Raw genomic sequence first — 13,084 nt, 5'->3', positions numbered from 1 at the left:
GTAATCACGTAGTTAAAAGTGCATCTGAATAGGTGAGGATTTGTTTGTTGTTTTATTAATCTGAATTAGTTTTAGGTATTAATTATGGTTTTGCAAATATGAATTGGAAAAAAGAATTTAAAAGCTGGGGATTAATACTATCAATATTTGCATTCTTGTATTTTACAGGATTGATCACTCCAATCATGGGTGGGATACAATCGGCCTTGCTTTCAACAGGACTTATCAAACCCAAGATTGTTTTAGAAAATAAGACCTTTGAGACATTCAACTATGCTGGCCATTTTACAGATATCAATGGAGAAGTATTTGAGCTGAAGCAACTAGAGGGGAAGATTATCTTTATCAATATCTGGGCTACATGGTGTCCGCCTTGCCGGGCTGAAATGCCACATATAGCTTCATTGTATGAGAAGTTCAAAGATGAAAAGGGTATTGATTTCATGATGATTGCGACGGATAAGGATTTTGAGAAAAGTAAAATGCTGGTAAAGGATAAAGGCTGGGATTTTCCCATTTATCATGCATCTCATGGTCTAAATTCTTCTTTGCAATCCCAGTCAATTCCTACAACTTTTGTTGTAGATGAAAAGGGACAAATTTTATTTTATCAAGAGGGAATGAGTAATTTTGACACCCAAGAATTTAGATTGTTTCTGAAAAGCTTGATAAAAGTATGAGATTTGTATACATGAATTCAACAAACTCTTTCGTTCTTTTAGAAATAAAAAAAGACTCGGCAATAAAAACGCTGGACTAGATTAAATATTGTATAGTTGTAATTGGAATTTTTTAAATCCCATAGATTCTGTTGTTTATTGCTTTAATTCGTGAAATATGACTAGGGAGAAAGTTTATAACACCTTTTTATTTATTTAAAATACATTAATTATCTAATTTGGAAAAATTATTTATTTTAATTTATCAAGACTTTTTATACTTTTTTTGATATTCTATTGATATTGACATTTATCCTTTTTACCTTTGAACAAATTGGTCTTTTTATGATAACTTTTCTTGCCCTCAGCACTTCATTCATCGTTGGATTTCTTGTAACTCCGATATTGATTTTAGTATTGAAAAAACTCAAAATGATAGATGCTCCGGGTGGGCGTAAAATTCACACTGGATTCACACCATCTATGGGAGGTGTCAGCTTTGTGATTGGCGCATTTGTTGCAAGCATAACCTGGTTTTCATTTCCAGACTTGGTAGAAATAAGGTTTTTTCTTACCGCTTTTGGTTTGATGTTTTTATTGGGTTTAAGAGATGATCTTGTTGATTTAAGGCCTTGGCATAAGCTCTTGGGTCAATTGGTTGCAACTTACATGGTAGTGGTTTTTGGAGATATTCGTATTTCTGGTCTCTATGGCTTTATGGGGATTTATGAAATACCAGTATTACTCAGTTATGGTATTTCCATCTTCACAATTGTGGCCTTAACTAACTCTTTTAATTTGATTGATGGTTTGGATGGCTTGGCTGGGTCTTTATCACTTGTCGCATTTACCTTTTTGGGTTGGTGGTTTTTGCAAGCAGATATGAGCGCATTTAGTTCGTTTTCATTTATATTAGTAGGTGGAATTCTCTCTTTTTTGATTTACAATTGGCATCCAGCAAAAATATTTATGGGTGATACGGGATCACTTAGTTTAGGATTTGCACTTTCTGTTATGACTGTGCTTTTTGTTGATTCCAATGGTACCATGTCTGGTTTTGAAGGTTGGAAATTCAATGCTCCTATAGCTTCAGGTTTTGCGCTGTTGATTGTACCAGTATATGATACTTGTAGGATTTTTACCAAAAGGATTAGAAGAGGGAAATCACCATTCTCGGCGGATAAAAGCCATATTCATCATTTCATGATGAGGATGGGTTTGAGACATGATCAAGTAGCTTTGTCCATGACAGGCATCATGTTGTTTTTTATTGCTGTAATGTTTTTGGGGACCAGGTTCAATGATTATGTTATGCTGCCTTTGGTTGTTTTGACCGCAGTAGTACTTGGTTTAAGGCTCGATGTAATTACGCTCAGAAGGGTCAAAGAAATACAAAGTCAGACCCCTCCGATTTTATCTTTGAAGAAATCTAAGAAAGCTAGAAAGGTTTCTCCAGAAATAAATGCTAAGATTATAAAAAAGCTTGAGCTAAATGAAAATTAGTGGTTTATACTTTCATTGATGTTATTTTGCTTTAGGTCATGTGATTTTTGCAATTCTAATTTTTTTTTAAGTTTTGTGACTTTTTAAGCCTGATTTCCATGTTTTTTTTCTTTTTAAAACACTTGTTTTGCATGATTGATTGACTACTTTAGAGGTCAAATCATCACAATTTAATGCAAAGTCCTATCCTTTTATCTTCTCCTCTTTATAATGGAAATGAAGCGCTATATATATCAAAGGTGCTTACAACTCCCTATATTGCAGCTGGTGGAGACTTTTTGAGTGAGTTCGAATATGCACTAGACGGACATGTACAGCCTATGAAAGCTGTTGGTTTAAACTCAGGTACTTCAGCCATTCATCTTGGGTTAATGTTACTTGGCGTTGAAGCAGGGGATTATGTGATTTGCCAATCTTTTACTTTTTGCGCTTCTGCCAATCCTATTGTTTACTTGGGGGCTATTCCTGTATTTGTTGATAGTGAGCCCACTACTTGGAACATGTGCCCTGAGGCTTTAGAAGAAGCATTGAGTGAGCTTGACAAAAAAGGAAAATTGCCGAAAGCAATCGTGGTGGTAGATTTGTTTGGCATGCCAGCAATGTATGATGAAATTCTGGCTTTAGGTACAAAATATCAAGTACCCATACTCGAAGATGCTGCAGAATCAATGGGTTCAAGCTATAAAAATAGACCTTGCGGTACACTTGGAAAAGTAGGTGTATTTTCATTCAATGGTAATAAAATTATTACTACAGGAGGTGGTGGAGCATTGATTGCTGATGATTCAAACTTACTTGAGAGAGCGAGGAAATTAGCTTCTCAAGCGAGGGAAAATGTCCATTATTTTGAACATTTGGAGATTGGCTACAATTTTAGACTTGGAAATGTGCAAGCTGCCGTTGGTTTGGCTCAACTAGAGGATATATCAGGAAAAATTGCTGGAAGAAGAAAAGTATATGAATCTTATAAAACAATTTTAGGTGAATTTCCGGGAGTTACATTTTTGGAAGAGCCTGATGATGTTTTTGCTAACAGGTGGTTGACTACGATTCGTATTGATGCGCATAAATCAGGATTTGATAAAGAAATGCTCAGGCTGAGCTTAAATGACAATAATATTGAAAGTAGGTTTGTTTGGAAACCGCTTCATTTACAGAAATCCTTTTCAGGATGCATGTATTTTGGAGGTGAGGTCGCTGAAATCATCTTTGAACAAGGTCTTTGTCTTCCAAGTAGCCCCCAATTGAAAATGGAGGATCAACAGAGGGTTGTATCCGTAATTTTGGAGCAGGGCATAAACAAGAAAAAGTATGTATAATCAGGTTGGTAAAAGGATATTAGATTTGTTCGTAGCACTTGTGCTTACCATTATCTTTTTGCCGTTTTTTCTTGTCATATGGATGGTCCTCACCTTAATCAATAAGAATGGTGAAGCTTTCTTTTACCAAGAAAGACCAGGGTTGAATGGAGAGGTTTTCAGAATCATAAAATTCAAAACAATGAATGATGCTTTCGACACATCTGGTAATTCACTTCCAGACAGTCAAAGAATCACAAAGTTTGGCAGAATAGTAAGAAAGTCTTCACTAGATGAACTGCCACAGCTTATCAATGTACTTGTTGGTGATATGAGTATGGTAGGCCCTCGTCCTTTGCTTGTTGAGTATTTGTCATTATACGATTCTGTTCAAAACCAAAGGCATCTTGTCAAACCAGGAATCACAGGCTGGGCACAAGTGAACGGTCGTAATGCCATTGATTGGAGTCACAAATTTGAGTTTGATGTTTGGTATGTTCAGCACTTGAGTTTTGTGCTTGATTTGAAAATTCTTCTCATCACTTGTGTAAATGTATTGTCAGGAAAGGGAGTCACTCAGCAGGGGCATGTTACAGTAGGGAAGTTCAAGGGAAATCAAATTGCTTAGGCCATGGGTTTGGTTAATATCATAGGAGCATCAGGGCATGCTAAAGCGATAATCGATTTGTTTCCCAATAAGGAGCATATAGCTGGTATCTTTGATGATGATTTACAGCTTGAGTATGTGATGGGCATGAGAGTAACCACACCGATTCCTTCCACATTGCCAAATGAGTATCCAATAATCATAGCTATAGGAAGTAATCAAGGAAGATATAAGTTTGCTAATGAAAGGTTCAAAAATGCTCAGTTTACCACTGTAATCCACGAGTCTGCACTTGTCTCAAAGTCAGTATCTTTAGGGATGGGTACAATAGTGATGGAGAGGGTTGTGGTCAAAGTGGATAGTAGTATTGGTGATCATGTGATTCTAAACACTTTAGCTTCAATTGATCATGATTGTAAAATCGAGGATTTTACACATATTGCACCTGGATGTACTTTGTGTGGAAATGTGCAGGTAGGACAAGGTACTTTGGTAGGTGCGAAGTCTGTGATATTACCCAATGTCAAAATCGGCAGGTGGTGTGTCATCGGTGCTGGAAGTGTAGTTCATCAAGACCTAGAAGATGGCTCAAGATGGATTGGAAATAGGAAAGTTTGAAAAGCCTTTCTTTAGTAGAGAGAAACTAGAGAGGAGAAACAAGAAACGAGAAGCTAGAAACGAAATTCACAAATCTCACATCTCACATCTAAAATCTTCTACCATTCACCACACACTTGGACAATACTTAGTGCATTTGTGCCATGGAGGTGAAAAAACCAGGATTTAAAGCACTAGAAAAAACAATTTAATCGAAAGGTTATATGTTAGGGATTTTAAGAAATATCAGAATCATACCAAAATGGTTGGTGGCGGTGTTAGACATCGTCGTTTTCTGTATTTCTGGTATTCTAGGGTATGCAATTCGTTTCAATTTTGAATTTACTTTTCAAGATTTCCATAAAAATTTCTTGGGAATAATTGTGTTTATGGGCTTTGGGCTGATTGCAATGATTATTACAAAGAGTTATGATGGAATCATCCGATTAACAGGCCTCAAAGACATCGTAAAACTTGCACAGACAGTTTTAATTTCAGTTATTTTAGTTGAATTGATAAGCCAATTAGGTTATTTTAATAATTCTAGAGCTCCATTGATGCCGACTTCTGTAATTGTCATAGCTGGATTGATTGCTTTGGTCACATTAGTTTTATATAGATTTTTGGTCAAAGAGATTTTTCTATTTGTCAAATCGCAAGATCAGCCAAAAGCAATAAAAGGAAGAGTAGCTTTGATTTTTGGAGCTGGAGAAGCAGGTATGATTACGCATGAAGTAATCAAAAGAGACAGTGGGACTCGGCTGGATGTAGTTGGCTTTCTGGATGATGACCCCAAGAAAGATGGGAAGCAGATCGATGGAAAGACCGTCTTCAAAGGATTGGAAAACCTTGAATTACTGGTTGAAAAACATGGTGTTAGTGATATCATCATAGCAATACAAAATTTGGCTGTACCACGTAAAAGAGAAATAACAGAATCTTGCTTAAGATTAAACCTACAGGTGAGTATCGTTCCTCCTGTAAGCCAATGGGTTAATGGCGGCTTGGAATTGAATGCTATTCGAGAGGTAAAGATAGAGGATTTGCTCGGGAGAGATCAGATTTCTTTGAATAGGCCTGTTATTAAGGAGGAATTGGAGGGGAAGGTCGTATTGGTCACTGGTGCAGCGGGCACTATTGGAAAAGAACTTTGTTTGCAAATTGTTCACTATCAGCCAAAGCTTTTATTATTACTTGATCAGTCTGAAGCTCACCTTTATGAAATTGGGCAGATTTTCAGCTCTTTAGAGACATCAGTTCCCCTAAAATTCATTCTTGCTGATATCAAAAACAAAAACAAAATACAGCAGGTGCTCAAAACTTACAAGCCAAATTTGATTTTTCATGCAGCAGCCTACAAGCATGTGCCAATGATGGAAAATCATCCAGAAGAATCTATTAATAATAATGTCATAGGTACAAAAGTATTGGCGGATTTGGCGGTTTTGAATAAGGTGGAAAAGTTTGTGCTCGTGAGTACTGATAAGGCAGTCAATCCCACCAATGTAATGGGAGCAACCAAAAGAGCAGCAGAAATTTATGTGCAGGCATTAAATGAGTATTTGGAAAAGAATCATCAAGAAAATTACACAAAATTTGTAACAACAAGGTTTGGGAATGTACTCGGTTCAAGTGGTTCGGTAATTCCTCTTTTCAAAAGTCAAATTTACAAAGGTGGCCCTGTGACGGTGACCCATCCAGAGATCACACGATATTTCATGACTATTCCAGAAGCTTGTCAGCTTGTCCTCGAAGCTGGAATCATTGGGAACGGGGGAGAGGTTTTTGTGTTTGACATGGGTGAGGCTGTGAAAATCATTGATTTGGCAAAAAAAATGATCCAATTAAGTGGCAGAAAAGTAGGGGAAGATATTCAGATAGTATTTACTGGTCTTCGTGATGGAGAAAAACTTTATGAGGAACTTCTAAATGATTCGGAGTCTGTTGGGCTTACACATCACCCTAAAATTTTGATAGCTAGGGTTCAATCTTTTAATTATTCTAAAATCAATGGTCAGATAGAAATGTTTTTTCCTTTGCTTGAAAAAGGAAATGAAGGTGACATTGTAGCTCATTTGAAAACCATTGTACCAGAGTTTATAAGTAATTCATCTAGGTTTCAAATACTTGATCGGATGAATTAAAAGTGTAAGGGAGTTTTCTAATATACCATACTTGATATTTTTCCTTAAGTTCATGACCTGTATTGATTTTTATAGTTGGCAACACGCCCTACGCATAAAATCATAAATTAGATATTTTTTACCTAGCGAATGCCTATAAAAATGTAGCTCAATGTATCATTTAATGTTTACAGGTAAACTTTTTTCAATTTTATTAGGTTGACTATTTAGTGTTTTCTAATTAATGTCTTTGTTTTGATTAATTGACAAATTCACGATTTCAGATGCACATGTCTAGCTGGGGATTTTTCATTTCAACGAAAAATCACGATATTTAATCACCCTGTTTTTTTAATTTTCTTTAACCAAACTAAAACATACCTACATGTCACTCGATCCTTTTAAAGTAAAAAGTAGCTTGAAGTCCGAGAAGGGAGAATTCACCTACTGGAGTTTGAAAAAAATGCAAGATGCTGGTTTTAAGATTGATCATCTGCCATTTTCTATTCGGATTTTATTAGAAAACGCACTTCGGAACTATGATGATTTTGCAATAACCAAAGATCATGTCGAAACTTTGGCAAATTGGACTCCAGACGCCTCTGATAAAGATGTGCCTTTCAAGCCAGCAAGGGTTTTGATGCAGGACTTTACGGGGGTTCCAGCGGTAGTTGATATTGCATCGCTGAGAGCGGAGGCTGTAAGAAAGGGAAAAGATCCGAACAAAATCAACCCACTCATACCTGTTGACCTTGTTATTGACCATTCTGTCCAAGTAGATTACTTTGGGACAAATTATTCCTATCAAAAAAATGTAGATGTCGAATACGAAAGAAATGGAGAACGATACCAATTCCTAAAATGGGCTCAAAAGGCATTTGATAATTTTTCCGTGGTACCTCCAGGGATGGGAATTTGTCATCAGGTAAATTTGGAGTATTTGGCTCAAGGTGTGATAGCAAGAGATTCACAAGTTTTTCCAGATACTTTGGTAGGTACAGATTCTCATACCCCGATGGTAAATGGTATAGGAGTAGTTGCTTGGGGTGTAGGTGGAATTGAGGCAGAGGCAGCGATTTTGGGACAGCCCATTTATTTTATTATGCCAGAAGTAGTAGGGCTTGAACTTACAGGAAAGCTTCCACTTGGGACTACAGCAACTGATATGGTTTTGACCATCACAGAGATGCTTAGAAGGTATGGTGTGGTAGGAAAGTTTGTTGAGGTGTTTGGTTCTGGATTAGATAATTTGACTGTACCAGACAGGGCTACCATTTCAAATATGTCTCCCGAGTTTGGTTGCACAGTGACTTATTTTCCTATTGATGACAGGACTTTGGACTATATGAAAAAGACCAATAGGTCTGATGATCAGATTACTTTAGTGGAAGACTATACAAAAGCTAATATGCTATGGAGGGAAAATGAAGCGAAAATCAAATATAGCTCAGTAGTGTCTCTTGACCTAAGTACTGTCGAACCTACCGTGTCAGGACCAAAGCGACCACAAGATAAAATTTTGGTAAGGGAGTTCAAGGAAAAGTTTGGAGAGCTACTACAAGAGGTTCATGGTAGAGCATACATTCCTATAGATAAGAGAGAAGAGGGGAGATGGTATGGAGAAGGAGGAAGTCAACCGTCTGAAAACAAAGGTACTAGTCCAAATGAGGTTGAATATGAGACAAAAGTTAAAAATGGACTAAAAACTGTTGTTGTAAAGCTAAACAATGAGAAGTTTGCCTTGCATGATGGATCTATTGTGATTGCAGCGATCACATCTTGTACCAATACTTCCAACCCTTCTGTGATGATTGGAGCAGGTTTGGTTGCCAAAAAGGCCCGGGAGAGAGGTCTAGATGTGAAACCTTGGGTTAAAACCTCTCTGGCTCCAGGTTCAAAGGTAGTGACAGACTATTTAAGTTCCGCAGGACTATTGGATGACTTGGAAGCATTGAGGTTTCACGTAGTAGGATACGGTTGTACATCATGTATTGGTAATTCTGGTCCATTGCCTGTGCATATAGCGAAGGCAGTGGAAGAAAATGACCTTGTCGTGAGTTCTGTTCTCTCCGGCAATAGGAACTTTGAAGCTAGGGTGCACCCGCAAGTGAAAATGAATTACCTTATGTCTCCCATGCTAGTGGTTGCATATGCACTTGCCGGAAGGGTTGACGTAGACTTGCAAAATGAGCCAATCGGGTATGATCCAAACTTGGAGCCAGTCTATTTAAAAGATATTTGGCCAAGTAATGAAGAGATTTTTGAAGTGATGGGAAAGGTACTTTCTCCAGCTGATTTTCAAAAAAGCTATGGTGAAATATTCGAAGGGAATGAGCAATGGAAGGAACTAAACGCCCCTCAGGATGAGATCTATCAATGGTCAGATGAGAGTACTTACATCAAAGAAGTACCATTTTTTGAAGGCTTATCGGAAGATGTGGCTGAACCAAAAGATATAAAAGGAGCGCAAGTTTTACTCAAACTAGGTGATTCAATTACCACCGATCACATTTCCCCAGCGGGGTCATTTGCAGCTAACAGTCCTGCAGGACAGTACTTGATTGATCGAGGAGTTGAAAGGAAGGATTTCAATTCCTATGGTTCCAGAAGAGGAAATGATGAGGTGATGGTCAGGGGTACTTTTGCCAACGTCAGGATCAAAAATCAACTCACATCCAAAGAAGGAGGCTATACTACTCATATTCCAAGTGGGGAAGAAATGAGTGTATACGATGCTTCAAAAAAATACAAGGAAAACAATACAGCACTAATAGTTTTGGCAGGTAAAGAGTATGGAAGTGGCTCTTCCAGAGACTGGGCTGCGAAAGGAACAAACCTTCTAGGCATCAAGGCTGTCTTGGCTGAAAGTTATGAGCGAATCCACAGAAGCAATTTAGTAGGAATGGGTGTACTTCCTTTGCAATATGAGGCAGGTGATACAGCAGAAACCTTAGGAATTGATGGTACAGAGCAATATACGATCACTGGAATTGCTGATGACTTGACACCCCTAAAAACACTTCAAGTTGAAGCTGTCAATAAGGAAGGTAAATCAGTTTCTTTTTCAGTTTCTTGTAGGTTGGATTCTGCAATAGAAGTAGCTTATTATAAAAATGGAGGGATTCTACACTATGTTTTGAGAGATTTTCTCAAAAAATAACCTCAAATAACATTTTCTATGTTGAGGGATATCAAATAAATTTTTATTGGTATCCCTCAACTTTTAATTTTTTTCAAGATAAAATTGCAGAATGTTTTTCTGTATTGAAGTGAAAGGTTTTAAACCCTTCTCGGAACTCCTGGAATTTTATCATAACTTGCTGGCTGAATCATCCTAAGCACAATAGATGAAGGGTATAGTTTTAAAAATCTATGCATTGGTTTTTTTACAATTGATATCAATTGATGCTTTTTCACAGGAAGCGCCATTTGTATTAGTTGCCTATTATTCTCAATCAGGGAAGACCAAGTCCATGGCAGAGGCTGTGGCAAAAGGTGTATCGGCGCAAGGAGGGGTTGGTGTTGTGTTAAAAGACATCAAAGATGTGCTGATAGAAGAGGTTACAGGGGCAAATGCTATTATCCTTGGTTCACCTGTTTACAATGCAAATATGGCTCCTGAAGTTCAGGAATTTATCAATAGTTGGCCATTTGAAGGAAGGATGTTGAAGGATAAGTTTGGGGCTGTTTTTGTGACTGGAGGAGGGTTTTCGATAGGAGAGGAGGCGGTGATGTTTTCGATGATAAGGGCCATGATGATACATGGGATGATTATAGTGGGGGGAGATACTGTAGAAGCTTCTTTTGGAGCATCTGCAATTACAGGTGAAGGAGAATTTGAGGGTAGGGATATAGCCGATTTGTTTTTAGAAAAGGCGACAGGATTAGGGAATAGAGTCGCTGAATTGATTGCTAAATAAATATTGCACAGTGGGAGTGACTTTTCCTAAAATACGGTGTCTAAATCGCAATGGTAGATAGAGAAAAGTTAAAATTAATGACGGATGAGGCCATAGCGTCCGAAATGGTGAAAACCATGGATATCCGCTGTTTTGAAGAGCTATACAACAGGTATGAAAAGCTAGTTTTTAACAAATGCTTGAGTTTTACCAAGTCCAAAGCAGTAGCGCAAGACATCACCCATGACATTTTTTTGAAATTGTTCGTTAGTATTGGTAAATTCCAAGGTAAATCTAAGTTTTCGACTTGGCTTTATAGCTTGTCTTACAATCATTGTGTGAACTATGTCAATAGAGATAGGGATGCAAAGATGATGCGTCATGCAGTAGATACTGATGAATTACTCAACCTCCAAAACCCAGAGGATGACTTTGAGATTCAAAGTATGGAAGTAGAGCGATTGAAATCGGCTTTAGAAAAAATCGACCCAGAAGAGAAAATGATCCTTTTGCTCAAGTATCAAGATGATGCAAGTATTGGGGATTTGGAAGCATTATATGAAATCGGTACCAGCGCAGTGAAAATGCGGTTGAGTAGAGCAAAGAGCAAGTTATTGAAAGTCTATAAAACCATAGAGATATGAGTGATATAAATCCATTTAAATTATTGGATCAAAAGCTAGAGGAAACCCCACCAGAGCTTAAAGAAAAAGTTATGGCAGATGTTTCTAAAGCTAAATTGATTTTAGAAATTGCAAGTCTATTTGGAGATGCATTACCAGTTTCCTTAAATGAATTGTTTATCAACAAAAACAAAACTAATTGATATGAAAACAATTACCGATTGGGCAGAAGTGACGATGAATACATTTTTGAAAATGGGTGAGCAACTGAGTGCTAATCTCATAAGCTTGTTAGGTGCTGTTGTAATTCTTGTTTTAGGATGGCTTTTTACAAAATTGATCACCTTTGTGCTCGCAAAGGTCTTGGAGAAATCAAAGATTGATGAAATTTCTAATAGACTCAAAGAGTCAAGATCTTTTGGTGATTCCTCCATTGAGTTTGATTTATCTAAAGTGATCATCGCATTTGTCAGGTGGATTCTGTATTTGGTCTTTTTGACAGTGGCTGCCGATATCTTAGGCTGGTCTGTTATATCTAATGAGATCACCAATTTGGTGTCGTATCTGCCAAAACTCTTTAGCGCTCTAGCACTCTTAATCATAGGTTTGTATATCGCTAATTTTATCAAAAGGGCGATTAGAGGTTTTTTAGAAGCTATAGCATTCACAGGCGCTTCCATGGTCAGTGGTATCGTTTTTTTTATCATTGCAATAATTTTCACTCTTACTGCATTGAACCAAGCTGGTATAGATATCAGTGTGATCACAGGCAACTTGGTAATTATCGTATCAGGAGTTGTGCTGACACTGGTAGTGGCATTAGGAGTAGGCTCTATCGAATTGGTGCAAAAGACCCTATACACATATTATGTAAGAAGGAATTACATGATAGGAGATACAGTGTCTTATAAGGACAAAAAGGGAAGATTATTGTCCATTGGCAATCTTACGGTGGTAATAGCCAACGAGCAAGGTGAATTCCATGTACCCATCAAAGATTTTGCAAATGAAGTGATAGTGAAGCATTAAGCATCAAAAATATTTCAAGAAGGTATCCACGGTTCACAGATTATTGTAGACCGTGGATTTTTTATTTGATATTTAAGAAGTTGATGTTTAAATGTTTATAGTATTTTTTAAGTTTTTATTGATTTTTATTCAAAAGAGGTGTGACCTAATTGAAAGTTTGGTGTCTAAACACTATAAACCAACAATTATTATGAAAACGAATCGAATCATTTTACTATCACTTTTAGCCACTGTAATCTTTGCATTAGGGTCATGTAATAAGAAATATACTTTCCCTAATTCTGCGGTGGTTCCTGGAGCAGACGGTCAGGTTAAAGTGAAAAAACAAAAAGGAGGAGTTTACACATTTGATGTAAACGTAGAGAATTTAGCAAATCCGTCTCGCTTGACACCCAAAAGAGATTATTATATTCTTTGGGCGGAAAACAAAAATGGGGAATATCAAAACCTAGGGACATTAGAAGTGTCTAAAAGGAATAAAGCAAATCTTTCAGGTGCAGTTACCTACGGACCTCAACACTTTGTAGTCACTGCTGAAGATGTGAAAAATGCCAACTGGCCTAATTTTGATCAGACCATCTTCAAAAGTGAAAGATTGAAATTGAAGTAATGTGTTAACCCTACTTTGTCATGTTTCTGGGGATCTGTTTAAATTTCTTTGAATCTGGCGTCGATAAGCATAAAGGTGTTTGAGACAATAATCCATGGTACTCTCAAGGTTTTCCCACCTGCTAGAGATAGTTGAA

Annotated in this window: 12 protein-coding genes; all 12 read left to right on the top strand. The window is 37.3% G+C overall.

What is annotated here, in order from left to right; genetic code table 11:
• Positions 1-98 precede the first annotated feature (98 nt).
• Positions 99-680 carry a TlpA family protein disulfide reductase gene (locus MM239_RS13205; RefSeq protein ID WP_241348722.1) on the top strand — a complete coding sequence of 194 codons (582 nt, stop codon included), beginning with the start codon at positions 99-101 and terminating at the stop codon, positions 678-680.
• A gap of 324 nt (positions 681-1,004) precedes the next feature.
• Positions 1,005-2,162 carry a glycosyltransferase family 4 protein gene (locus MM239_RS13200; RefSeq protein WP_241348721.1) on the top strand — a complete coding sequence of 386 codons (1,158 nt, stop codon included), beginning with the start codon at positions 1,005-1,007 and terminating at the stop codon, positions 2,160-2,162.
• A 173-nt stretch (positions 2,163-2,335) separates the two neighbouring features.
• Positions 2,336-3,481 (top strand): DegT/DnrJ/EryC1/StrS family aminotransferase, encoded by a 1,146-nt coding sequence (locus tag MM239_RS13195; protein WP_241348720.1) that lies wholly within the window; start codon positions 2,336-2,338, stop codon positions 3,479-3,481.
• Entirely contained in the window at positions 3,474-4,088 is a 615-nt protein-coding gene (locus tag MM239_RS13190; protein ID WP_241348719.1) for a sugar transferase, read from the top strand. Before MM239_RS13195 ends, MM239_RS13190 begins: the two co-directional genes overlap by 8 nt.
• Before the next feature lie 3 nt (positions 4,089-4,091).
• Positions 4,092-4,685 carry an acetyltransferase gene (locus MM239_RS13185; protein ID WP_241348718.1) on the top strand — a complete coding sequence of 198 codons (594 nt, stop codon included), beginning with the start codon at positions 4,092-4,094 and terminating at the stop codon, positions 4,683-4,685.
• A 203-nt stretch (positions 4,686-4,888) separates the two neighbouring features.
• The gene (locus tag MM239_RS13180; RefSeq protein WP_241348717.1) at positions 4,889-6,808 is read left to right on the top strand and encodes a polysaccharide biosynthesis protein; all 1,920 of its coding nucleotides are present in this window, start codon (positions 4,889-4,891) and stop codon (positions 6,806-6,808) included.
• A gap of 364 nt (positions 6,809-7,172) precedes the next feature.
• Complete coding sequence (gene acnA, locus MM239_RS13175) at positions 7,173-9,947, top strand: aconitate hydratase AcnA (protein WP_241348716.1); 2,775 nt, start codon at positions 7,173-7,175, stop codon at positions 9,945-9,947.
• Between the two features lie 187 nt (positions 9,948-10,134).
• Positions 10,135-10,707 carry a flavodoxin family protein gene (locus MM239_RS13170; RefSeq protein ID WP_241348715.1) on the top strand — a complete coding sequence of 191 codons (573 nt, stop codon included), beginning with the start codon at positions 10,135-10,137 and terminating at the stop codon, positions 10,705-10,707.
• Between the two features lie 50 nt (positions 10,708-10,757).
• On the top strand, positions 10,758-11,330 hold the full coding sequence (locus tag MM239_RS13165) for an RNA polymerase sigma factor (protein WP_241348714.1): 573 nt from the start codon (positions 10,758-10,760) through the stop codon (positions 11,328-11,330).
• Positions 11,327-11,512 (top strand): hypothetical protein, encoded by a 186-nt coding sequence (locus MM239_RS13160; protein WP_241348713.1) that lies wholly within the window; start codon positions 11,327-11,329, stop codon positions 11,510-11,512. The genes MM239_RS13165 and MM239_RS13160 overlap by 4 nt, the downstream gene beginning before the upstream one ends.
• Position 11,513: 1 nt before the next feature.
• A complete protein-coding gene (locus MM239_RS13155) occupies positions 11,514-12,338 on the top strand; it encodes a mechanosensitive ion channel family protein (RefSeq protein ID WP_241348712.1) in 825 nt (274 codons plus the stop codon).
• 190 nt (positions 12,339-12,528) lie between these two features.
• Complete coding sequence (locus tag MM239_RS13150) at positions 12,529-12,948, top strand: hypothetical protein (RefSeq protein WP_241348711.1); 420 nt, start codon at positions 12,529-12,531, stop codon at positions 12,946-12,948.
• Positions 12,949-13,084: the final 136 nt, after the last annotated feature.

This window comes from Belliella filtrata (assembly GCF_022549775.1).
GTDB classification, from domain to species: Bacteria; Bacteroidota; Bacteroidia; order Cytophagales; family Cyclobacteriaceae; genus Belliella; species Belliella filtrata.
The sequence above is the reverse complement of the archived record's forward strand: the minus strand, read 5'-3'. Positions and strand labels throughout refer to the sequence as shown.

Excerpts from the sequence above, each read along its gene's own strand:
- MM239_RS13150 (WP_241348711.1), top strand. The coding sequence starts at position 12,529 with ATGAAAACGAATCGAATCATTTTACTATCACTTTTAGCCACTGTAATC.
- MM239_RS13195 (WP_241348720.1), top strand. The coding sequence starts at position 2,336 with ATGCAAAGTCCTATCCTTTTATCTTCTCCTCTTTATAATGGAAATGAA.
- MM239_RS13185 (WP_241348718.1), top strand. The coding sequence starts at position 4,092 with ATGGGTTTGGTTAATATCATAGGAGCATCAGGGCATGCTAAAGCGATA.
- MM239_RS13160 (WP_241348713.1), top strand. The coding sequence starts at position 11,327 with ATGAGTGATATAAATCCATTTAAATTATTGGATCAAAAGCTAGAGGAA.
- acnA (WP_241348716.1), top strand. The coding sequence starts at position 7,173 with ATGTCACTCGATCCTTTTAAAGTAAAAAGTAGCTTGAAGTCCGAGAAG.
- MM239_RS13170 (WP_241348715.1), top strand. The coding sequence starts at position 10,135 with ATGAAGGGTATAGTTTTAAAAATCTATGCATTGGTTTTTTTACAATTG.
- MM239_RS13165 (WP_241348714.1), top strand. The coding sequence starts at position 10,758 with ATGGTAGATAGAGAAAAGTTAAAATTAATGACGGATGAGGCCATAGCG.
- MM239_RS13200 (WP_241348721.1), top strand. The coding sequence starts at position 1,005 with ATGATAACTTTTCTTGCCCTCAGCACTTCATTCATCGTTGGATTTCTT.
- MM239_RS13155 (WP_241348712.1), top strand. The coding sequence starts at position 11,514 with ATGAAAACAATTACCGATTGGGCAGAAGTGACGATGAATACATTTTTG.
- MM239_RS13180 (WP_241348717.1), top strand. The coding sequence starts at position 4,889 with ATGTTAGGGATTTTAAGAAATATCAGAATCATACCAAAATGGTTGGTG.
- MM239_RS13190 (WP_241348719.1), top strand. The coding sequence starts at position 3,474 with ATGTATAATCAGGTTGGTAAAAGGATATTAGATTTGTTCGTAGCACTT.
- MM239_RS13205 (WP_241348722.1), top strand. The coding sequence starts at position 99 with ATGAATTGGAAAAAAGAATTTAAAAGCTGGGGATTAATACTATCAATA.